Source organism: Streptomyces sp. NPDC007205 (assembly GCF_040634095.1).
In the GTDB taxonomy this organism is placed as follows: domain Bacteria; phylum Actinomycetota; class Actinomycetes; order Streptomycetales; family Streptomycetaceae; genus Streptomyces.
The window spans coordinates 53,689-74,369 of the sequence record NZ_JBEYEW010000030.1; the positions used below are offsets into that span (position 1 = coordinate 53,689).

At 68.4% G+C, this 20,681-nt stretch carries 14 protein-coding genes and 6 pseudogenes; 12 read left to right on the forward strand and 8 right to left on the reverse strand.

Going from position 1 to position 20,681, the window contains the following annotated elements; all coding sequences use genetic code 11:
- The first annotated feature begins 435 nt into the window (after nt 1-435).
- Together ABZ624_RS33195 and ABZ624_RS33200 are read left to right on the forward strand one after the other, a co-directional pair.
- Complete coding sequence (locus ABZ624_RS33195; protein WP_360097455.1) at nt 436-4,506, forward strand: beta-galactosidase; 4,071 nt, start codon at nt 436-438, stop codon at nt 4,504-4,506.
- Nucleotides 4,507-4,576: 70 nt separating this feature from the next.
- Nucleotides 4,577-4,654 (forward strand): annotated as a pseudogene (locus ABZ624_RS33200) (pirin); the annotation flags it as partial.
- 11 nt (nt 4,655-4,665) lie between these two features.
- Here the strand turns inward: ABZ624_RS33200 and ABZ624_RS33205 are convergent.
- Nucleotides 4,666-5,277 (reverse strand): hypothetical protein, encoded by a 612-nt coding sequence (locus ABZ624_RS33205; RefSeq protein WP_360097509.1) that lies wholly within the window; start codon nt 5,275-5,277, stop codon nt 4,666-4,668.
- Between the two features lie 305 nt (nt 5,278-5,582).
- On the opposite strand from ABZ624_RS33205, the gene ABZ624_RS33210 reads away from it, so the two are divergent.
- Nucleotides 5,583-6,155 (forward strand): hypothetical protein, encoded by a 573-nt coding sequence (locus ABZ624_RS33210; RefSeq protein ID WP_360097458.1) that lies wholly within the window; start codon nt 5,583-5,585, stop codon nt 6,153-6,155.
- 151 nt (nt 6,156-6,306) lie between these two features.
- Nucleotides 6,307-7,245: an aminoglycoside phosphotransferase family protein gene (locus ABZ624_RS33215; RefSeq protein WP_360097461.1), complete on the forward strand. Its 939-nt coding sequence runs from the start codon at nt 6,307-6,309 to the stop codon at nt 7,243-7,245.
- Nucleotides 7,246-7,450: 205 nt separating this feature from the next.
- Here ABZ624_RS33215 and ABZ624_RS33220 read toward each other — a convergent pair whose 3' ends face one another.
- On the reverse strand, nt 7,451-8,296 hold the full coding sequence (locus ABZ624_RS33220; RefSeq protein ID WP_360097465.1) for a DUF1206 domain-containing protein: 846 nt from the start codon (nt 8,294-8,296) through the stop codon (nt 7,451-7,453).
- Between the two features lie 332 nt (nt 8,297-8,628).
- On the opposite strand from ABZ624_RS33220, the pseudogene ABZ624_RS33225 reads away from it, so the two are divergent.
- The 3 genes and pseudogenes from ABZ624_RS33225 to ABZ624_RS33235 form a co-directional block, all read left to right on the forward strand.
- Nucleotides 8,629-8,832, forward strand: a pseudogene (locus tag ABZ624_RS33225) (IS630 family transposase); the annotation flags it as partial.
- Between the two features lie 1,213 nt (nt 8,833-10,045).
- Nucleotides 10,046-10,456: a hypothetical protein gene (locus ABZ624_RS33230; protein ID WP_360097468.1), complete on the forward strand. Its 411-nt coding sequence runs from the start codon at nt 10,046-10,048 to the stop codon at nt 10,454-10,456.
- 180 nt (nt 10,457-10,636) lie between these two features.
- Nucleotides 10,637-11,146, forward strand: a complete 510-nt coding sequence (locus tag ABZ624_RS33235; RefSeq protein WP_360097471.1) for a hypothetical protein — start codon at nt 10,637-10,639, stop codon at nt 11,144-11,146.
- On the opposite strand, the gene ABZ624_RS33240 is transcribed toward ABZ624_RS33235, so the two are convergent.
- A complete protein-coding gene (locus ABZ624_RS33240; protein WP_360097474.1) occupies nt 11,110-11,295 on the reverse strand; it encodes a hypothetical protein in 186 nt (61 codons plus the stop codon). The two genes, ABZ624_RS33235 and ABZ624_RS33240, sit on opposite strands and share 37 nt — an antisense overlap.
- A 10-nt stretch (nt 11,296-11,305) precedes the next feature.
- On the opposite strand from ABZ624_RS33240, the gene ABZ624_RS33245 reads away from it, so the two are divergent.
- Nucleotides 11,306-11,791 carry a hypothetical protein gene (locus ABZ624_RS33245; protein ID WP_360097477.1) on the forward strand — a complete coding sequence of 162 codons (486 nt, stop codon included), beginning with the start codon at nt 11,306-11,308 and terminating at the stop codon, nt 11,789-11,791.
- 21 nt (nt 11,792-11,812) lie between these two features.
- Here ABZ624_RS33245 and ABZ624_RS33250 read toward each other — a convergent pair whose 3' ends face one another.
- Complete coding sequence (locus ABZ624_RS33250; protein ID WP_360097480.1) at nt 11,813-13,075, reverse strand: cytochrome P450; 1,263 nt, start codon at nt 13,073-13,075, stop codon at nt 11,813-11,815.
- A gap of 107 nt (nt 13,076-13,182) precedes the next feature.
- Between ABZ624_RS33250 and ABZ624_RS33255 the strand changes: the two genes are divergently transcribed.
- The 4 genes and pseudogenes from ABZ624_RS33255 to ABZ624_RS33270 all read left to right on the forward strand — a co-directional run bounded on the left by ABZ624_RS33255 (nt 13,183) and on the right by ABZ624_RS33270 (nt 15,836).
- Nucleotides 13,183-13,923 carry a DUF6193 family natural product biosynthesis protein gene (locus ABZ624_RS33255; RefSeq protein WP_360097483.1) on the forward strand — a complete coding sequence of 247 codons (741 nt, stop codon included), beginning with the start codon at nt 13,183-13,185 and terminating at the stop codon, nt 13,921-13,923.
- A gap of 490 nt (nt 13,924-14,413) precedes the next feature.
- Nucleotides 14,414-14,528: pseudogene (locus ABZ624_RS33260) on the forward strand (IS701 family transposase); the annotation flags it as partial.
- Between the two features lie 173 nt (nt 14,529-14,701).
- A pseudogene (locus tag ABZ624_RS33265) lies at nt 14,702-14,983 on the forward strand (transposase); the annotation flags it as partial.
- Nucleotides 14,984-15,695: 712 nt separating this feature from the next.
- Nucleotides 15,696-15,836, forward strand: a complete 141-nt coding sequence (locus ABZ624_RS33270; RefSeq protein ID WP_360097486.1) for a hypothetical protein — start codon at nt 15,696-15,698, stop codon at nt 15,834-15,836.
- Nucleotides 15,837-16,357: 521 nt separating this feature from the next.
- On the opposite strand, the gene ABZ624_RS33275 is transcribed toward ABZ624_RS33270, so the two are convergent.
- The 4 genes and pseudogenes from ABZ624_RS33275 to ABZ624_RS33290 form a co-directional block, all read right to left on the reverse strand.
- Nucleotides 16,358-17,350 (reverse strand): chitinase, encoded by a 993-nt coding sequence (locus ABZ624_RS33275; protein ID WP_360097489.1) that lies wholly within the window; start codon nt 17,348-17,350, stop codon nt 16,358-16,360.
- Between the two features lie 179 nt (nt 17,351-17,529).
- A complete protein-coding gene (locus ABZ624_RS33280) occupies nt 17,530-18,108 on the reverse strand; it encodes a hypothetical protein (protein WP_360097491.1) in 579 nt (192 codons plus the stop codon).
- Nucleotides 18,109-19,074: 966 nt separating this feature from the next.
- A pseudogene (locus tag ABZ624_RS33285) lies at nt 19,075-20,230 on the reverse strand (IS701 family transposase).
- Nucleotides 20,231-20,273: 43 nt separating this feature from the next.
- A pseudogene (locus tag ABZ624_RS33290) lies at nt 20,274-20,452 on the reverse strand (transposase); the annotation flags it as partial.
- Nucleotides 20,453-20,681: the final 229 nt, after the last annotated feature.

The following is a 20,681-nucleotide window of genomic DNA, read 5'->3' on the forward strand; positions in this document are numbered from 1 at the left end:
ATCGCCCTTGCCGTCGCGCAGGAGCATACGGGCGGTCCGCCCCGCATCACGACCGCCGGCCACGAGACCACGCCCGCTCCGCGGTGACCTTCTGGACCGTCAGCCATGTCGTCACGATGCGCATCGTGCCCTTCCCACCCCTCCCGTGCCGTGCCATGCCGTGCGGTGACGGTGTCCCGTGACGAATGGTCAGTGGCCGGCCGTGCGTACGGCTGCCCCCGGCCACCCGGACCGCATGCTCCCGCCCCATTGTGTTGCGCCTTGTGCGCCTTTACTGTTCGACTTTGCCTGAGTCTGTTTGATGATGGTTGCTCAGGCGGTATGGAGGCCGCAGTGCGGAGTAATCGGATCAGTTCAGAAGCTAAGAGACTCGGTCGCCGTCGGTGGTGGAGGGCGGTCCTGGCGACGGCCGCGACCATCGCCCTGGCCACGGGCATGACCGCGCCCGCCGCGGCGCAGGACGTCGGCGGGCGGGCACCCGCCGCCGCGTCTGCCGCCAGTCCGCGGGCGCACACGGTGAGTCTCGACGGATACTCGTTCCTCGTCGACGGCAAGCGCACCTACCTGTGGTCCGGCGAGTTCCACTACTTCCGGCTCCCGAGTCCGGACCTGTGGCGCGACATCTTCCAGAAGATGAAGGCCGCCGGGTTCAACGCCACCTCGTTGTACTTCGACTGGGGATACCACTCGCCGAAGCCGGGTGTGTACGACTTCAGCGGGGTACGTGACGTCGACAAGCTGTTCGACATGGCCCAGGAGGCCGGGCTCTACGTGATCGCGCGCCCGGCGCCGTACATCAACGCGGAGGTCGACAGCGGCGGTCTGCCCGGCTGGCTGACCACCAAGGCCGGGCACAACCGCAGTGACGACCCGCAGTTCCTGAAGTACGCGGACGAGTGGCTGACCCGGATCGACCGGATCATCGCCCGCCACCAGCTGACCAACGGCACCGGGTCGGTCATCGCCTACCAGGTCGAGAACGAGTACTACAACGGCTCGGCCGCCGGCCGCTCCTACATGAAGCACCTGGAGGACAAGGCCCGCGCCGACGGCATCACGGTACCGCTGACCGGCAACAACAACGGCACGTTCAACTCCGGTACCGGCGCCCTGGACGTCGACGGACCGGACTCCTACCCGCAGGGCTTCAACTGCTCGAACCCCGCGAAGTGGAACGGCGTACCCGACATCAGCTACGACCACCCGGACGGCAAGCCGCTGTACTCGCCGGAGTTCCAGGGCGGCGCCTTCGACCCCTGGGGCGGGCCGGGCTACGACAAGTGCGCCCAGCTGATCAACGACCGGTTCGCCAACGTCTTCTACAAGCAGAACATAGCCGTCGGCGCCACCGCGCAGAGCTTCTACATGACCTACGGCGGCACCAACTGGGGCTGGCTGGGCATGCCGGAGAACTACACGTCGTACGACTACGGGGCCGCGATCCGCGAGAACCGCCAGCTCGATCCGAAGTACTACGAGGACAAGCTGATCGGGTACTTCACACAGTCGGTCGCCCCGCTGACCAAGACCGAGGCGATCAGGGCCACGCCGCCGGACGACTCCGCGGTCGTCGACACCGCCCGGATGAACCCCGACACCAAGACGCAGTTCCACGTCCTGCGGCACGGGAACTCCACGTCCACGGCGGTCGACAGGACCCACATATCGCTGGACTTCAACGCCCAGCCCGCCGCGGACACCACCTACACCTGGGACGACCCCGACTCCGCGCTGCAGTACACCGGTTCGTGGTCCCACGTGGCCGACCAGAGCTACACCGGCGGCGACTACAAGCACACCGAGTCGTTCTCCAACAAGGCCGGTGACTCGGTCACCGTCCCCTTCGACGGCACCGCGATCCGCTGGATCGGCTCCAAGACCAACAACCACGGCTACGCCGACGTCTACCTCGATGGCACCAAGGTGGCGACGGTGGACGACTCCGGGAGCGAGGACCAGGCGGTGGTCTTCCAGAAGACCGGCCTGACGCCCGGGGCGCACACGCTGAAGATCGTCGTCGACGGGAACCACAGCTCAGAGTCCACGGACGGCTATGTGTCCATCGACGCCATCGACGTGCCGACGGCCACCGCCTCGAAACCGACCTACCCGGTCGTGCCGCAGCAGCCGGGCACCGCGATCACCCTCGACGGGCGCGACTCGCATGTGATCGTGGCGAACTACCGGCTCGCAGACGCCCAGTTGCAGTACTCGACCTCCGAGATCATGACCAGCGCGACGATCGGGGACCGGGACGTCGCCGTGCTCTACGGCAACCCGGGCAGCGACGGCGAAACCGTCCTTCGCTACTCCTCCGAGCCCACCGTGACCACCAGCGACGGCACGGCCACGACCACGTGGGACGCGGCCACCGGTGACCTGCGGCTCAACTACACACACAAGGGCCTGATCCGCATCAGCATCAGCGGCGGCGGAAAGCCCCCGCTGCTGCTGCTCGTCGGCGACAAAGCCACGGCGAAGACCTTCTGGCGTCAGGACACGGCGACCGGTCCGGTACTCGTGCGCGGCACCCACCTGCTGCGGACGGCGACCAGCCTGGACGACGGCCACACCGTCGCGCTCACCGGCGACAACGCCGACGACAAGAACATCGAGGTGTTCACCGCCGCCGACCATGTCGCCTGGAACGGCAGGAGACTGGCCACCCGGGCCACCGGCACGGGAAGCCTCACCGGGAAGATCCCGGTGGCCGCCCCGGTCAACCTGCCGGCCCTGACGAACTGGAAGCACGCCGAGGAATCCCCCGAAGCAGCCCCCGGTTTCGACGACGCCGGCTGGCAGGTGGCCGACAAGACGACCACCAACAGCGCCTCCGGCGCCAACTCGCTGCCGGTCCTCTACGCAGACGACTACGGCTTCCACACCGGCAACACCTGGTATCGCGGCCGTTTCCGCGCCACCGGCAAGGAGACCGGCATCCACCTGGTCTCGGACTCCGGCGGAGACGCGCAGGCCTTCTCCGCCTGGCTCAACGGCACCTTCCTGGGCAGCTCCACCACAGGCAGCGCCGACTTCACCTTCCCCGCCGGTTCGGTGAAGCCGAAGGGCGACAACGTCATATCCGTGCTCACCGTGAACATGGGCCATGAGGAGGACTACAACTCCACCAACGGCAACAAGGCTGCGCGGGGCCTGACCAGCGCCTCCCTCGTCGGGGCGCCGCTGACCTCGGTCACCTGGCGATTGCAGGGCGTACGAGGCGGCGAGGACCTGCTGGACACGGTGCGCGGCCCGCTCTCGACGGGCGGCCTGTACGGCGAGCGGGCCGGCTGGTCCCTGCCGGGCTACCCGGACGGCACCTGGAATCGGGTGTCCCTGCCGACGACCGACACCCGTCCCGGTGTCTCCTGGTACCGCACCGATGCCAACCTGGACCTGCCCCGTGGCCAGGACACCTCGCTCGGGCTGACGTTCACCGACGACCCGTCACGCAAGTACCGTGCCACGATCTTCGTGAACGGCTGGCAGGTCGGCAACTACGTGAACTACCTCGGCCCCCAGCACACCTTCCCGGTCCCCGACGGGATCCTGAGTCCGAACGGCCGGAACAGCATCGCCATCGCCGTGTGGAACCTGGACGGCAGCACCGGCGGGCTCGGCAAGGTATCGCTCACCAACTACGGCAGCTACGCCTCGTCCCTGCGTGTCACGCAGAACGACAGCCCCCGCTACGACCACCGGAAGTACGCGATGCCGAAGCGTCCGGGAGCGGATGTCACCTTGGACGTGCCGGACACCGCTCAGTCAGGGGCGGCCTTCACCGCCGCGGCGACGGTGCGGTTGCCGAAGGACGGGCCGTCCGCCTCCCGACTGACGGCCTCGCTCTCCGCGCCCGACGGCTGGCGCGTGAGTGCCACGAGTCCCATGTCGGTCAAGCTCCTGCGTCCCGGCGGATCGGCCACCTTCACCTGGAAGGTCCAGCCGCCGACCGGGAAGCTGCCATCCGCCTCGGCAGTCACCGCCACGGTGCACTACGTGCAGAACGGACGGCAGGCTGCCGCCGGTGACGAGCGCATGGTCGGGGAGATCCCGCCGGCTCCGCCGACCGGGAAGAGCGCTGTGAGCGACCTACCGTTCCTGTCGTCCACCAACGGGTGGGGTCCGGTGGAGCGCGACAGCAGCGTCGGTGAGCAAGCGGCCGGGGACGGCCGTCCGATCCATGTCGCCGGTGTCAGCTTCGCCAAGGGTCTGGGCACCAACTCGGTCAGCGATGTCGTGCTCTACCTCGCCGGAAAGTGCTCTCGGTTGACGGCGGACGTCGGTGTCGACGACGAGACAGGTGGTGCGGGAACGGTGACGTTCTCCGTGATCGCCGACGGCAAGACCTTGGTGACCACGCCGACGGTCCGGGGCAAACAGGCTGCGCTGCCGATCGACGTCGCCGTCAGCGGCGTCCAGGTGGTCGACCTCAAGGTCGGTGACGCCGGCGACGGCAACGGCAACGACCACGGTGACTGGGCGATGCCGACGCTGACGTGCGGCTAGACGTGCGGCTGACGGGCGCCTGTGACAGGGGATCCTGGATCTTCTGTCGCAGGCGTAGTCCTTGGCGTCCGAGGCTCGCAAGGGCTGGATGAAAGGGGTCCGTCTGGGCGAGGTGAAGGGCTACGACGGCGCTCCGCTGCCCGCCCCTCTACGCGGTAGTCACCGACGCCGCGGGTCAGCGCACCCCTTCCTCGCGGCTTCAGCGGCACTGCCGGCAGTTCCGGTGGTCGCGCAGCTGGAGGCAAGGATGGTTAGCGCCTCCCGCACAGCCGCGGGGCTGAAGACCTGGGTCTGTGCCGGAACTCGTGGTCGGAAGAGCCGGAAGAGTACGTATTGGGCGGCCAGGAAGGAGAGGTCGCCCCAGGGTTCACGCTCGTGGGCACGGCCGAGCACCTGCCCGCAGGGGGCACAGACGATCCACGGCACCACGAGCAGGTCGGCCAACTCCGGTGAGTCACTGAGTGAAGCCCCGGTCAGGGGAACGGCGTCTGCCGAGACGAGCACCCGCAAGTCGGAGTCGTCGTCGCTGAGGGAGCGGCAACGACCAATCCGCTCTTCGAGCGCTTCGCGTTGGCCCCACATCTCCGAGGTGACCACCAACTGCGCACGGACGATCCCGCTGATCGGGATGTCGCGCGCGAGCAGGCCCGAGACGACCAGGTCGAGGGCACCTTCCTGCTCACCGATGGTCCAGCAGTCCATTACCTCCTGTGCCTGCGCGGGAGGAAGGAGAGCGGCTAGGGACCGCCACACGGTCGATTCGTCCGTCACGCGGCCAGGCTAGCGGTGCCCCGCTGTGACTGCGCCGTGCAGACGCCGGTAGCCGGTGTGGGCGGCGGCCAGGCCGGCGAAGGCCACAGAGGCCCCACTGGCCGGCTCGGCACCGAGGACGCCGTGGGCAACCGCTGGCGCACCCTCGTCAGAGCCGGCCGATCCGTGGCCATGATGTGCATAGAGGATCAGGCTCCGGCCGGCATGGCCGGGCGGGTACCGAGTCGGCGGCGTCATATACGGGGAAGGTCAGTGGCATGGGAATGTCCAGCTGGTGGGCGGTGGGAGCACTGAGCGACGCGGAGGTGTCAGAGATCGCCTCGGTCGCGCTGCCCGTGATCAACGAGATGGGGAAGCGCACAACGGCGAGAGATGCCTGGTCGCGCTGGGAGAAGGACGCCGCCCGCGGTGGCGGTGCGGTGCCGGTCTGGCGCCCCGACGGCTACAACACCGAGGAAGCACTGCATCTGTACGACATGGTCAACGCATCGCCCTTCGACGCCCTGGACGATTCGTGTGAGCTGCATGTCATGGAGTTGTGGGATCGTTTCGATGCGGCTGTCGAGCCATACATCACGGCCGTGCGCAAGGACAATCCGGTGGCAGCTCTGTTTCACGGGCTGGGCCCTCGGCGAGCCCGGGTGCTGCCGGGCTGGGCCGGCGACGCGGTGTTGACCGCAGCCGAGGTGCGTGGCCACCTGGACGCCGTCGAGTCCGTGCTCGCTCTGTCCGGAGCGGAGCGGGAGCAGGTGCTGGGCCGCATCGACGACTGGCCGGGGGACAAGGATTCCGCCGATGTCCTCGACCAGCCGCTGCGGGTGTGGAGACAGGCCGCGTCAGCGGGCCTTGGGCTGCTGTCTTCCCGAATCTGGTTCTGACCGTGGCCTTCTGCCGGTGAAACGACGCCGGCTCGGAGCAACCCCGTGTTCTGGACCAAGCGGTGGCCGAGCGGACGAACTCCTGGATGAACAACTTCGGCAAACTCCGTGGGCTTGATGGCTGCGGCGGGCCGGCACGTAGGGTGTCGGGATGATCTCGATGCCAGAGGAGTTCGCACAGGGCACCGTCGACCGCGAGGGGAAGGCCGGGGCGGCGTGGCTCGCCGAGCTGCCCGGGCTCGTAGAGGAGTTGCTGGGGCGCTGGGGGTGCGTGCCGGACGGCGAGGTCATGCACGGGGGCGTCGGCGTCGTCGTTCCGGTACGGCGAAGGGCGGACGAGAACGCCGTGCTGAAGGTGTCGTTCCCGCATCCCGGCAACGTCCATGAGCCGGATGCGTTCGTTGCGTGGGGCGGGTGCGGCGCCGTGCTGCTGCACGAGCGCGACGACGAGCGGTTCGCGATGCTGCTGGAGCGGGTTCAGCCGTCGACCCTGGCGGAGGTCGAGGACGGCGACGAGGTGGTGACGGTCGCCGGGCGGCTCAATCGCCGCCTGGCCATTCCCGCACCGCCCGGTCTGCCCCGGCTGCGGGAGCAGGCCGATGCCTGGGAGGAGCAGCTGTGCCAGGACGCCGAGGAGCTGACGCATTCATTGCCGCGTCAGGTGCTGGATGCCGCCGTGGCGACGGTTCGGGAGCTGGGTCGGGCCCAGCCGGACACCCTCGTCCATGGCGATCTCCATGCCCGCAATATCCTGCGTGCCGGCCGAGAGCCGTGGCTGGCCGTCGACCCCAAGGGATACGTGGGAGATCCTGCCTACGACGGCGGCACACTACTGAAGTCCCGCGCGCTGACGCTCCTCGAAGCCGATGACATGCGCAAGGCTGTCCACCGCGTCTTGGACGTCTTCGCCGAGGCCGCTGAACTCGACCGTGAACGCGTCCAGCGGTGGGCCCAGTTCCATGCCGTGCAGGCTGCGCTCTGGGGCCGCCGCCACGGTTTTCGTATTGCCCGCGGCGGACCACGGCTGCACTGGCTCACCGAACTCGCCGATCGCCTGGCGGAGTTGCTCACTGAACGTCGTAGTGCGTGATGGTGCCGGTCGGGCACCGGTGGACGGACGAGTGCGGCCACCGCCGGGGAGGCCGGCCCGTCCGAGCAGCGGCACCGTCGTCGAAGCAGCTCCTCCTGGACCCACCTCCTGGCAGAGGCGGTGAGACCGGCCCCGTGAACCTCCAAGACGGCGGAAAGAACCGGAACCTCCTCCTTCAGATCTGCAGAGCTGAAGGCGTTCTGCTTCAGAGCCTGCGCCAGCGCGCACTGCACCATGAAAAGACGCCGAACGCGGCCAGGCCGAGCGCGATCACGCCGAGCAGCCATGGGCCGGCCGGCAGGTCGCGGAAGGCACGCAGCGTGTCGTCCATGCCCTTGGCCTCGCCGGGCTGATGCCGGCCGGCCGCGACGACGGCGAACACGCCGGCCACGGCGAAGACAACGCCGCGCGCCACGCCTCCGATCACACCGAACAGATCGGTACTCCGCCTGGCCCCGGACGGCATGGCCCCGGCCCGTAGATCCTCCCGAAACTTCATACGTGCAGCCCGTACCGCTACCCACAGCCCGGCGACCACCACGGCCGCACCAGCGGTGCCCACGAGCCACTGGCCGCCCGGCCATCGCAGAGCCATGGCGGTGACATCGTTCGTCCGCTGGTCGGAAGAGCCGCTGCCGCTCCCCCGGTCTCCGGCCGCGTAGGACAGCACCGAGTAGCACGCGAAGACGTAGAAGACGCACCGGCCGATCGCAGCCACGCGCTTGGACGGCTTGTCTCCGTTCGGTCCCGCCCCGCCGAACACCGCCTCCGACAACCGCCACAGCGCCATACCGGCGAGCGCGCCACCCAGCCCCAAGAGCATCGCCGCACCGAAGGGCTTACCGGCCAGTTCCTCGAGCGCACCACCGCGGTCGGCCTGCCGCCCTCCCCTGTCCTGCCCGACGGCAATCCGCAGGGCGATCACGCCCACGAGAACGTAGATCAGTCCTCGGGCGGCGAACCCCACCCGGGCCGCCACGGACAGCGTCGTGCTGTCCGCCGCCCTGCGAGCATGGCCGCGCCCCCGCAGTGCCCATGACTGTGCATCCATACGTCGCCGATGCCCCGATCCCTGGGGCCGACACCTCGGCGACCCTCGTCCGGAAAGGCTCCCCAGGCTGAAATCAGGGACCGTACGGCGTCCGCGCGGGCCCTCACTCCGGCCGCCCCGCGCTGCAGATCGGCGGTGGGCCAGTTCCTCGGACCAGTCCCGGGCGAGACTGCGGGGGCGAAGTTTTCTCCGCGGCTCATGGTCTGCAGGAGCGTGACGCACGCGTGACGCACACGGTCGATTCGGCGGCAAGCCCGCCGGGCTGCCCAAGAGGGGAAACACGGAGCGGGCCCAGGCAGCACCGCCCCGTGCCGTTGCCGTGTCGACCGCGGTCAATCCGTAAACCCACCGCCTACCTGCGCCGCGTCCACGGATGCGTCATCCGTGTCGGCCGTGAAGCCGATCGAACAGGTCCTGGACCGCTTCCCGGATCGGGGCTCCGCCTTCGATGAGTTCGGGCCGCTGGGGGTCAGGCCACCGTCGGCTCCTGCTGGGCGAAGCAGTGCAAGCCCCGCCGCCTGCCGGCGGCCTACCACCCGCAGATGCGGAGCTGGTCGACCCAGGTTCACAGCTCCTACCTCCGCTTCCCCGTCGCCATACCGAGCACCGGACGAAGCGTCGCACTCCGGATGCGAGTTCGGTGATTCCGCTGCCAGGGCACCGTGGGTACCCGCAGTCGAACGTGCGCTGGCCGGCCGGGCCGGCGCCCGCCTGGCTGCCGTCCTCGGCGTGTCCGCCAACCGGAGCTCAGCCTTGCGTGCGCCTGGTCAGCGCGCTGCCCGAGCCGGAGGTGGCCGCGCCGCGGGAGGTCGGCGTCGACGAGTACGCCACCCGCAAGGGCGCCCCTACGACACTGTCCTGGTGGACGTGGAAACCCACCGTCCGATTGATCTGCTCCCGGAACGGGGAGGCATCGAGCCTTGCGGCCTGGCTCGCCCAACGGCCCGGCGTCGAGGTCGTCCGCGGGGACCGCGCGCCGTTTCCCGCCGAGGGCGCCACGACCGAAGCACCGCAGGCTATCCGGATTGAGGACCGGTGGCATCTCTGGCACAACCTGAGCGAGGCCGCCGAGCGGAGCATAGCCCAGCACCGCCGCTGCCTGCGTGTCCTGGCGCCAGCGGTACCTCAGCGCGAACCCGAACCCGTCCCTTCGGCGGACTCCTCAGCCTCACCTTGGCCACGAGGACACCGGGTCGCGGAACGGACCGGGCCCGGCACTCCGCCGTCCACGTCCTTTCGAAGGCAGGGCACAGCCGGGCTTCCGTCCTCGATGATTACGAACCCTGCCTGGACGACCGCTGGAATGAAGGCTGCACCAAGGCGTGGAAGCTGTGGGAGGAGATCGTGCGGATCGGTTGCAAGGGCAGCTACCAGCGGGTTCGTGCCTGCCTGCACGACAAGCGCACCTCACCGCAGACGGTGACCGCCCCCCTACTGCCACGAACTGGACGCCCTCACCCGCGTGGCACGGTTCACCGGGAGACTCCACTCGTGTCCCGTCCAGTGGAAGATTGAGCGGTTCTCGGTGAAGGTTGGCGGAATCGTTTCCGTCTCAGGGAAGTTCGATGGCCCCTCGGCCACGAGCCCGGCAACGTGCCCCGATTGGCGTCGTCCAGCATCGTCCTGGTGGCTCAACTTGGGTGGTGGGCCTATCACTTGAGCCGGATCTCTTCCGGCGGCGAAGCATCGTGTGCGACCGTCTCTGGTCGAAGCCCGCGCCAAGTGGTGCGGATGCTGAGGGGGAATGCCATGGTCAAGCGCCTTGCAGCGGTCGGCTCCGCTGCCGCTCTACTCGCCGGAGCTCTCACGATCGGTTTCGGGACGACCGCCGCTCACGCCGACGGATGCCCCACCAGCACCGCCCCGTACAGGTGGGTCATCACCGAGTGCCTGAACCAAAGCGGCGGAACGGGCTACACAGACCAGTACCTGGATGGCCGCAGCGCGACCACCGACGTGCGCTTCTACGACGAGCTGTGGTCCAACTGCGGAGGTGGTTGGCACATCGTCAGTAGCAACGACGGCAGCGGCGGCATTCACGCCTGGCGCGGCCAAGAACTCGCCGACCACCGCCAGTACTACTGCCCTGGCGCATCCTTCGAGTCCCACGCCTACGAGACGGAGTCCGGCAACGTCGTCTGGTCGACCTGGGTTTCCTGACCTCTGGTCGTGGCGCACCCCCACCAGGGGTGCCAGTCCCGCGGTGGGCGCGACGGGCGTGATGCCGGTGGACGCCGCCCACCGCCCGGTGACGACCGCGTCAAGGCGGCCGTTCAACGCGTCAGCCTGCGATCCAGATCATCAACAAAGAACAAAACCACCTCAAACGGGGGAAACCTGATGAAGCTCCGTACTCGCATACGCGCCGGCGTCACCACACTCGCTGTCGCTGCCGCCGGCCTGACGTTCGCCACCGCCGGACCGGCGACCGTCGCCCACGCATGCGGCCTGTCTCAACTCGGCCCGACCCGCTACATCTGGGGCGGCAGCCACACCGTCGGCACGTTCTACCTCGCCTGGAACTCGTGCAAGTACACCGCCTACACCGAGGCACACATCACCAACACAAACTGGACCCGCTCCCACGGCTTCATCAACGTCTACAACTCCTCCGGTGTCTCCTGGGCGCCCGGCCCCTCCTCCCCGACGGTCGTCTCCGACGGCACCTCGTGGTGGGACTCCGGCTTCCTGTCCATCTACTCGAACCCCTCCAGTGACCGCGTCTACCGCGGGTACATCGAGTTCACCAACGGCGACGGCAGCTTCCGCTGCTCCGGCTACACGCCGGAATGGAATTTCTCGACCGGGTCGGTCTACCAGAACGACAAGGGCAGTGACATGTACTGCTGACTCACACCGGACGGTGCGGCACCGGCCGACCGCACCGCATAGACGTAGACGTAGACGTCCAGAATTGTCGCAGTCGCCCAGCGTCCGGCGAGCGCATCTCGGACGGCGAGGCCGGTGTCGTCGTCCACAGCCAACTGACGTGACAACATCGGCCGTAAGGTGGCCGACTGGCTCTCGCGTGACGCGCCGGAGCTGGTCGCGAGGAACTTCCGCACGCTGCGCGAGCCCGCGGGCTGGGGACTGGGGGCTGATGGGCCTGTCGACCGGGGAGTCTGCGCGGCGATGCTGCCGCTGCAGTACCCGAAGGTGTTCCGGGCCGGTGCGGCCCTGGATCCGGAACCGCTGACCGCGTGCCCCGAGGTGCTGCCGGATGCGGTGCTGCGCGCGGGCGCAACAGCCTGGATGTGGCTGGTCCGACAGGCGCGTACGCCGGCGTCGGGCTGTTCCTGGCCATCTTCGCGCAGGACCGGGGCAGCCCGCCGCAGCAGTCGGAGGCGTTCGTCCGGGGCCGCGCCGGGCAGTAGGGGCCACGTCAAGACCATCCGCCCCGCCGCCGGCCACAACTTCCAGACCTGGAGCGGGAACTACCCAGATGCGCTGGGCCTGCTGAGCGCAGAACTGGCCCCGCCCGCCGCGGGCCGGTAGGGGCCAGCGGGACAACGCGCCTCAGAGCCGGACCGGGCGCACCGGGCAGACGGGGAGCGCTTCGACGCTGTTGCCGATGAAGCTGCGCTGACGGGGCAGTTCCGCCTCGGGGACGGCGAGGTCGAGGCCCGGGAAGCGGGTGAAGAGCCGTTCCAGGGCGATCGTGGCCTCGAGGCGGGCGAGCGGGGCGCCCACGCAGTAGTGCACGCCCTGGCCGAACGAGAGGTGCCGGGCCACGCCGGGCCGGGTGACGTCGAAGCGGTCGGCGTCCGGGCCGTGGGCGGCCTCGTCGCGCCCGGCGGCGGTGTAGCCGGCGAGTACCGGGGTGCCCTGCGGGATGACAGTGCCGCCGAGGGCCAGATCGCGGGTGGGGTAGCGGAAGGGGAACCAGCTGACCGGGCCGTCCCAGCGCAGCGTCTCGTCCACCACGTCCGACCAGGTGGCCTTGCCCTCCAGGACCAGCGCCAGCTGGTCGCGGTGGGTGCACAGTGCCCGTACGGCATTGCTGATCAGGTTGAGGGTGGTCTCGTGGCCGGCGACCAGCATCAGGCGCATCGTGCCGATGAGTTCGGCCTCGCTGAGCCGGTCGCCGCCGTCCTCGCGGGCGGCTATCAGGGCGCTGGTCAGGTCGTCGCCGGGGGCAGCCCGGCGGGCGGCCGCGATCGTGCCGAGCAGCTCGACGAGCTCGCGTACGGCGGCCATCACCTCCGCCGGGGTGGTGTCGGTGGCGATGACCACCGTGTAGGTGAGGTCGTGCAGCCGGCGGCGGTGCTCGGGGTCCACGCCGAGCAGCTCGCAGATGACGCTCATGGGGAGCGGGAGCGCGAAGTGGGTGCGCAGGTCCGCGATGCCGTCCGCATCCTCGGCGGCGGCCCGGCCGAGGTCGTCGAGGACGACAGTTGTCAGCTCCTCGATGCGCGGCCGCAGCCGCTCCACCTGGCGGGCGGTGAAGGCGTTGCCGACGAGGGAGCGCAGCCGGCGGTGGTCGGCGCCGTCGGCGGTGTGCATGCCCTGGGCGTTGGCGAAGACCCGTAGCGGCCAGTCGGCGGGGATCCTGCCGTCGTTCAGGGCCGGGCAGTGACGGGCGTCCTTGGCGACGTCGGGGTGGGAGAGGAACTCCTTGAGCGTGTCGTGCCCCAGGACGACCGCTGCGGGCACCCCGCCGGGCAGGACGATGTCCGCAACGGGCCCCCGGGCCCGCAGGTCGGCGTTCAGGGCGTGCGGGCAGCCGCCGGCGGGGTCGACGACGTGGGCGGGCGCGGGAGCGGGGGTGTGGGAGGACAAGCCAGGACTCCTGACCGTATTTGGACGAACACCGGCCAACAGTGCGGTGTTGAAGGCCGGTTGTACAAGTCTCTCCCGCTGAGCAGTGGGCGGCCACAATTGGGGCCGTGGTCATACATCCCGATCCAGCCGTCCTGTATCCCGACGTCACAGCCCATGGCAGCCTCGGCGCCGCGCTCCGGGCCGCGGCGGACGGCCTTCTCGACTCCGTTCCTGTCACGGCCTCGCACTCCGGTCCGCTGCTTGAGGCCAGGGTCGGCTGCACTCTGCCGCATCGCGAACCTCTGCAGGTCAGCGCATGGCGCCACGAACGGCGGTGGTCCGTCCGTGGCACCGACTCGTTCACAGGCATGGCACTCCTCGACGGCACGTCCGACGACCTGGCGGAGGTCGCCGAGGCCGCGCGGGCCTGGCATGACGGGGTAGCGTTGAGCGATCTCCGCCGCGCTGCCCCGTTCGTGCACCTGACCGGCCGCCTCGAGGTCCCCGATCTTGACCCGGCACGCCTGACCGAAGGCGAGTGGCAGCACCTGCGTACGGAGGCAAGCGAGCTGGAGCAGCCCTGGCAGCCTGCGTATCAGGCCCTGGTCGAGGCGGCCCACGCCGAACCGGCGCTGCGGGGGCTCTACCCTTTCACCAGCCACTGGGCGCTGCGCTTCTCGGTCACGACGCGCCCGCGCCTGTCCGTCGTGGGACCGGTGCTGGTCGCCCATGATGTCGACCGGTACACGGTCGCCGAGACCATGGCGAGCAAGGGCTTCGCCCAGTTCGCCACCGCGCCTGAGGCGGTGGCGGCCGCTGTGCGTCAGCTTCCTTCCGGGCTCTCCCCGGTCGCGCTCGGCCGTTGACCCGTCATCACTCCGGCGGGGCCTGGACCGGCTCACGGCCTGGCCGACGCGCCGAGTCCGCTGGGCCTTCCTTCCTGCATCCGGTCGCACGTGAAGTTGGCCGGCGCGGTCGGGGGTGTGACAAGCGCCGTCTGCTGACAGCACGCAGACCTGTGCCTGATCCGGCGCCCGCGTGACACTGAGCACCGGCATTGGCCGGACGAGCCATCTACGGCGCTCCGTCACAGTGCAGGTCGACGCCGCGGCGAGTTGCTGGTCGCGGCGGCGAAGGCGAACGACGCGCGGCCGGGCAATGTGCACTGGCCGACGCCACGCGCGTGGTGCCGCTCGATGGATGTGGGGCTGCGGGTTCACACCGGTGCGGGGGTGCCGCAGGCGGGCTGGGCAGGGCGGCTGGAGGACCGGAACGTGGCATTCATGCGGACGCTGACGTCATCGGGACTGCGGCTGAGTGAGGGCGGGCATTGCTGACGTTCGAGGTCCCGCGGCGTCTCACGGCCGGCGGATCTTACGACTGGGCACCCGTCGAGGTGCGGCCCTGGCGCCGACCCGGCCACCGCCACGGGGTGATCGCCCGCCGCAGCGTCAGCCGACACGAGGAGATCAAGAAGATCTCGTCCTGGGCGGCGATTCTCTTCGCCCCGACGCTGGTCCGGACGATCTACGGCATGAACTTCAGGCACAAACGGAGTTGCACTGGGTATTCGAATACCCCAGATGTGTGAGGGGCCACGGGCCGATCCTGTGCTGAGCGACAACGCAGCACGAGGCCGGGATCGTGGGACTGGTCGAGCATGAGGTTCAGCGAGACGCGTTGACGGTGGTGGCGGAGTTCCGGTCGGAGTTGTACGCGTGCCTGACTGCGCGGAGCGACGCTCTGTTCGAGCTGTGCGACGCATTGCTGTGCACTGACGGTCCGGTCCGCACCCTCGTGGACCTGGTGCTCGCTCCCGAGCATCGGCGCGGGCACGGGGCGTTGTACTCCGGGGTCAACCACGGTCGGATCGACGTCGCCCGGCTACGGCGGGCGCTGACCAGTGTTTTGCTTCCCCGCCCGGCCCCGGCCGCCCGCTCGGCTCGAAGAACCGACAACCCGCCACCCGCTACGACGTCGGACGAGTCCTCGCCACCGGCGAGTCCTACACCCGCCCCGCACACCACAAGCAAGGAACCAAGCCCCGGCGCACTGGCGAGACGACCCGTCCGACGCGTAATCCGGGGCGCGAAGCCGTCCCCGGATCTGGCATGCTGGCCCCGTGAACAACAAGCTCAGAAAGGACGATGCCGCGTAATCGGCCGTCCCAAGTCCGCGCCTCCGGACGTCACCCGAGGCGGCAGATGCATGAAACACCAACGCCTGGGATCCCGCGGGGCTCCGGGAAGCTTGCCGGAGCGGTTTCCCGCCTCGAACACGATCGGCTCTGGCCTGGGGCGATAGCCCAGGCCTTGCAGCAGTGGTCACGAACAGCCCACCGCCCCAGCCGTGCTCTCTCCGGTGGTTGCGGTTGCCCTTTGTGCAACCCCTTCTACACAACCGACGAGCGGGGCGTTCTGGAAGCGGCCATGCACGCCCTTCCGCCACAGGCGGCGCGTGAACTGCGCCGTCTGGTGCAACCGCTCGACGACCTCTACATCGCCAAAACCTGGCCCGACCCCTTCGCCTCGCCCGACGACGGATGGTGGGCAAGACGCTGTTGGGGATAGACCTACGTTGAACCCTGCACCAGCACCGTTGCCTCCCCAGCGGAGACGTTAAACGACAAGCTAAGTCGGTGGAGCAGACCTTCTCGCTCCTGTACCACTTCAAGCGCCTGGCCGCCCGCTGGGAGAGACGCCTCGACCTCCCCAACGCCGTCGTCTCCCTGACCTGCAGCCTCATCTGCTGGAGACGCCTCAAGAAGACCCGACCATGATCGCGTTATGAGCTCTTGGCGTTCGTCGCCGATGTCGAGAAGGGTACAGGGCGTCACGGTTGTCGGCGAATATGCAGCCTCATGTCAATGTCCGTCAGTTGCCTGACGGCAAGACCATTTCCGCCTTCATTCTCAAAGCCTGGCTGGGTCCCCGTCCTCGTGGCCGGTCCGTGCGTCTTCCCTGGGTTCACCCTCGGTCTCCGGGTGAAGGCGGACAAGAGAGCGACCACGCCGACCACGCCACTGCCGGATGACCTTGGCCTCACGAAGCCCGCGCAGCCGCTGATCAGGAAGAGATTCACGCTGGCGATGCTGCGACAGGTCACGCCACACACGGGATGCCGGTGCCGTCCCGGAAGTGTATGCCGTCGACCAGTCTGTCGCCCGCGTCCATATCGGCGATCGGCCCGGTTGCCGCCCACTCCGCAACAGAAGGTTCCGGCACGGCCGACTGCCTGAGTCAGCGCATCGCGCCGGCTCAGGCAGCCTTGGGACACTTTGGTGTCCTTGGTCAGGAGGCGTCAGTGTGCTGTGCGGGGTGGCCGAATGCGCGAGTTGGGTGCCTGGGTGGTGCTGATCTGGTTGAAGGTGTTGGAGTAGGCGTAGCCGGTGGGCTTGTCGTATCCGTCGACTTCCCAGAAGGACAGTTCCTGGACCCCGTTGGATGCGGCGAAGTTCTCCAGCGCGGCCGCATCGGACTGGGAGAAGTTCTCGTCATCGTCGTTCTTGCCGGCGATCGGCGTCAGGCCCATCATCCCGTAGGCCTGGGAGTTGGAAATGCCATAGATGTTGGCGAGTTGACCGGCGGTTGCCTGTGCGGCCGATTCGGCGTCGGCGAGCGCGTTGTGTCCGTCACCGAAGTCCATGGTCATGAGGTTGACGGTGCTGACGTTCACCCCGCTTTCCTTGGCGTCGTTCAGGACTCCGGTCTGTGCGGAAGGGAGGCCGTCGGGGGCGACCGCGAGCGTGTAGTCCACCTGGACCGAGGGGTTTTGTGCCTGAAGCGCAGCGAGCGCCTGATTGCGGCGGGTGTTGGCGGCGGTGTCCTCGAGGGTCGTGCCTTCGATGTCGAAGTCGAGCCGGGTGACGCCGTAGGTGTTGACGATGTTGGCGTATGCGGCGGTCAGGTCGGAGACGGAGGTGCAGGTCTGGGCAAGTTCACCGCCAGCGGCTCCGCCGAAGGAGATGATGACGTCTCCGCCGTTGGCTTTGAGCGCGTTGATTTCCGAACTGAACGCTCCGACGGGGTCGCCGTTGAATTCCCATTTGGCAGTGCAGCTGTCCTGGGGGATGAGGAAGGCCAGCGTGTAGTGCTTCAGGCCGGTGGCGGCCATGTCGTCGGCCATGTCACCGGCGGTGCCGGGGCCGATCTGGAGATAGGGGGCCGCGAAGTGCGCGGGCCACGTCGACGTCGCTGCCGCGGCGTCGGCCGGCTGGCCGTTGGCGACCAGCATGGCGGTGCCGGTGAGCGGGAGAAGCGCGGCGAGAGCGAGTCTGGGGATGTGAGTGTTCATGGTTGCCTTGTCGGACTGGGAATGGATGGCCATGGGCCTGCCGTCGCGGGCAGGCTCGGGCCTGGGGGGCGGTGCTCCGGCACGGCGTGCCTGTCGTGGTGTGCGGATGCGAGGGCATGTGGGTTCGTCGGCTGTCGGCTTCGACCGGACGCTGACGAGCCGGGCCCCTCAGGGACGGCTCAGTGGTGGACGACCGTGCACTGTCCGTGGGAAAACATCGGGGTGGTGTCGACCGGCAGTCCGGGGTCAGGGTTGGCGATGATGCCGGAGTCCTGGGTGACCGAACCCTCGCAGTCGCCGAGGGCGGACTCCGGCTGCATGCCGGCGGGGCCCATCCACAGGTCGACGTGGTACACGCCGTTGTGCCAGTCCGAGCTGCACGCTGCACAGCCGTCCTCCATGATGAAGTACTTCTGGAGGTACGGGACGTAGATGCGCGTGCCGGGGGCGAATTCGCCGGGGTCGGTGGCGAAAGTGGCGGGGTGGTCGTAGGTGCCGAGGTCTTCGGTCGCCTCGTTGTGTATCTGGGGATAGGCGATCTGCGCGGTGCCGTAGTTGCCGTTGCCGTCGTCGTTGTCGTTGTAGCCGAAGGCCGTCACATGGACGTTGATGTTCTGGCTGTCCAACGGCCGCTTTTCGTGGTTGCCCGAACGCTGGGAGTCCGTGGAGGCGGTGTCTGCCGAGGCAACAGGGGCAGCGAGGGTCATGGCGAGTGTCGCCGCCGTGACGGCGACTGATAACTTCAGGTGTGAGCGCATGGTGTCTTCTTCTCCCATGGGGAATGCGGACGTCAGCGGGCGGACCGCTGCGGTGGACGGACAAGCAGGGCCCTGGAAGCCGGAACAGGCGCTGAGGCATCGGGAGCGGCCCGGATTCGGGGCCGACCACCCTGCTGAATGCATATGCCATCAGGGCGTTGAGGCACAGGCCCGGCCGGAGCGGAGGCGCTCCTCGAAGGCCGTGACGGCACCGGCGGACAGGTCGATACGGTGGTGCGCCGAACCTGTGCCCGGGCCGCAGCCGTTGATCCTCACGGTCACCGTTCATCTGTACGTGACCGCGGCATCCAGGAGTTCGCCGGGCGGATCCAGCTACGGCGAGGGGATCTTTCGCCGTCCGTGCCTTATCGGCATACGAGTCCTCTCATCGGATCGGTCAGGGGGACGCGACTGCGGTTGCCGGAAACCCGCCGAACTGTTGTACAACACGTTACTTTAGGTAACACCCTTGGCCTGGGCAGAAGTTGGGCTTCTAAGGCTTCTTTACACACCGCTTAAGGCACGGATAACCGATGGCTTAAGCCCGAGGCTCTGAGGTGGAAGAGGGGATCACCTTGCCGTCGCTCGGCCGTTGGCGTCACCGCTCCGCCGGTAACCGCGGCGTGGGGTCGACCGGCGAAAGTGTGCGCGCAAGCGATCGCTTCGTGGTAGGGAGTTCGGTCCGTGGAGAATGCCAACGAGACAGTTGCCGAATTGGCGTAGCGCCGGGTTGTAAGGCCGGCGAAGGGACGCCAACCGTGGCTCCGTCGAAGGCCGACGGCAAGCCCAGAGTCCTCAAGCCCCATCGAAACCATGACTCTGCTGGTCGCCGCCGTCACCGTCCCTGTCAAGACCACCAACCGGTTCTCCCTTGGTACTCCAGCAGCGGTTCGTGTCCTGAGCTGCGTGTTCGGTAGTGGCAGCGGCGGGCGAGGGCCTGACGGCGTCTTCTCCAGGCCGACCATGTCAGTGCGTGGGTGACGGGATCGTGGATGGCTCGGGGGCGGGGCAGGAGAGCGTCCAGGAGCCGCCGGATCTCCGCCACGGTGAGCGGGATGAGGGCTGATGCGTTTCTGCAGCTCCCTTTGCGTCGTTGCCGGCCTGGGCTGCAAGCGCGGTCAGGACTGCGTGGGCGAGCATGGCGAGTGTGATGTGCCGGTACCAGCCCACGTATCGAGGGAGCTCGTATTCGTCCAGGCCGCACTCGTTCTTCGCTGCCTGGAAGCACTCCTCGATCACCCAGCGGCTGCCGGCGATGCGGGCCAGCCCGCATATCTCGATGTCGCCGGGTGCGTAGGCCAGGTAGTAGGCGATCTCGCCGGGGTCTGACAGGCTGCGCCGGGCCATCACCCGGCGGTGATGGGTCGGCGGATCGGGATCGAAGATGAAGTTGGCAGGGAGTTTCGCCGCGGCCCAGTCATAGACTCGCGGGCCCTTCTCCCCTTCGCCGCGGGACAGCCGCTGCCAGGCATCAGCAGGAGCATCCTCGATAAGTTGGTCGATGCGCCACATCCCGGCCAGGGACTCTCGTCCGCGGTGACCCAGGCGGCGGGCAGGCCTGCGGCCAGGCAGCAGCGGACGACGTCCCGGGCCAGCTCGCCCTTCGTCGCGAACGTCCGCTCATCAGGGATCTTGGCGGCCCGGCACCGCTCACGGTCGGATGTCCAGGACTTGGGCAGGTAGAGCTCCCGGTCGATCAGAGCCCGGTCCGAGCCAGTGCCGTAGGCGGCTAACACCCCGATCTGGCAATTGTCGATCTTTCCGGAGGTGCCGGTGTACTGCCGGCCGACCCCGGCCGAGGTGGTGCCCTGCTTGACGAAACCGGTGTCGTCGATGATCAGCACCCCCCGTCGGGTCCCAGCCGTTCCGCCACGTACTCGCGGACATCGTCACGCAGAGCGTCAGCGTCCCAGACGCCGCTGTTCAGCAGCCGCTGGAAGCCGTCCCGGGTGCGGTGCCCAGCCCATTCCGCGAGCTGCCAGCCGTTCTTGCGCGTCGCCCGCCCCAGCAGACCAGGGACGTAGTCCCGCATCCGCCACCGCAGATCCGCCCGGCCGAACCTGCTCGCCACCCGTGCGAACACCGAATCCAACTCAGCAGCCCAGAGCGCGACTTCAGCCATCCCTCCATACCAGGACAACGACAACTGCCAGCTCAGGACACGAACCGCTCCCGTTGCGGGAGTTGCCGCTGCCCCGGCCGACTGCATCGTGCTTCTCATGGCCGAGGTGATCGGTGATCTCGCCTCCAGGGCCGATTCCACGACCCGCTTGGTCAACTGCTGTAGCAGCCCACTCTGCCCGGTCAGCTGCAGCCCCTCCGACCGGGCACGCTTCACCAGCATCGCGACCAGTTGCTCACCAGACACCGGCGCAGGCTGCCCGGACTGGGCACTCCCGACAGGCTCCACGGTCTCCAACTCCACGGCGGTGTCAGCCACTCGACGTCTCTCCCATGATCGTCGGATCCGCCGTTAGATTTACACTCCCGATATTGGCCACTCGCGAGCCAGTCTTGGTGTCGTGCGAGTTGGTTGAGGTCAGCCTGGGTTCAGGAACCTTCTACCGGGACTT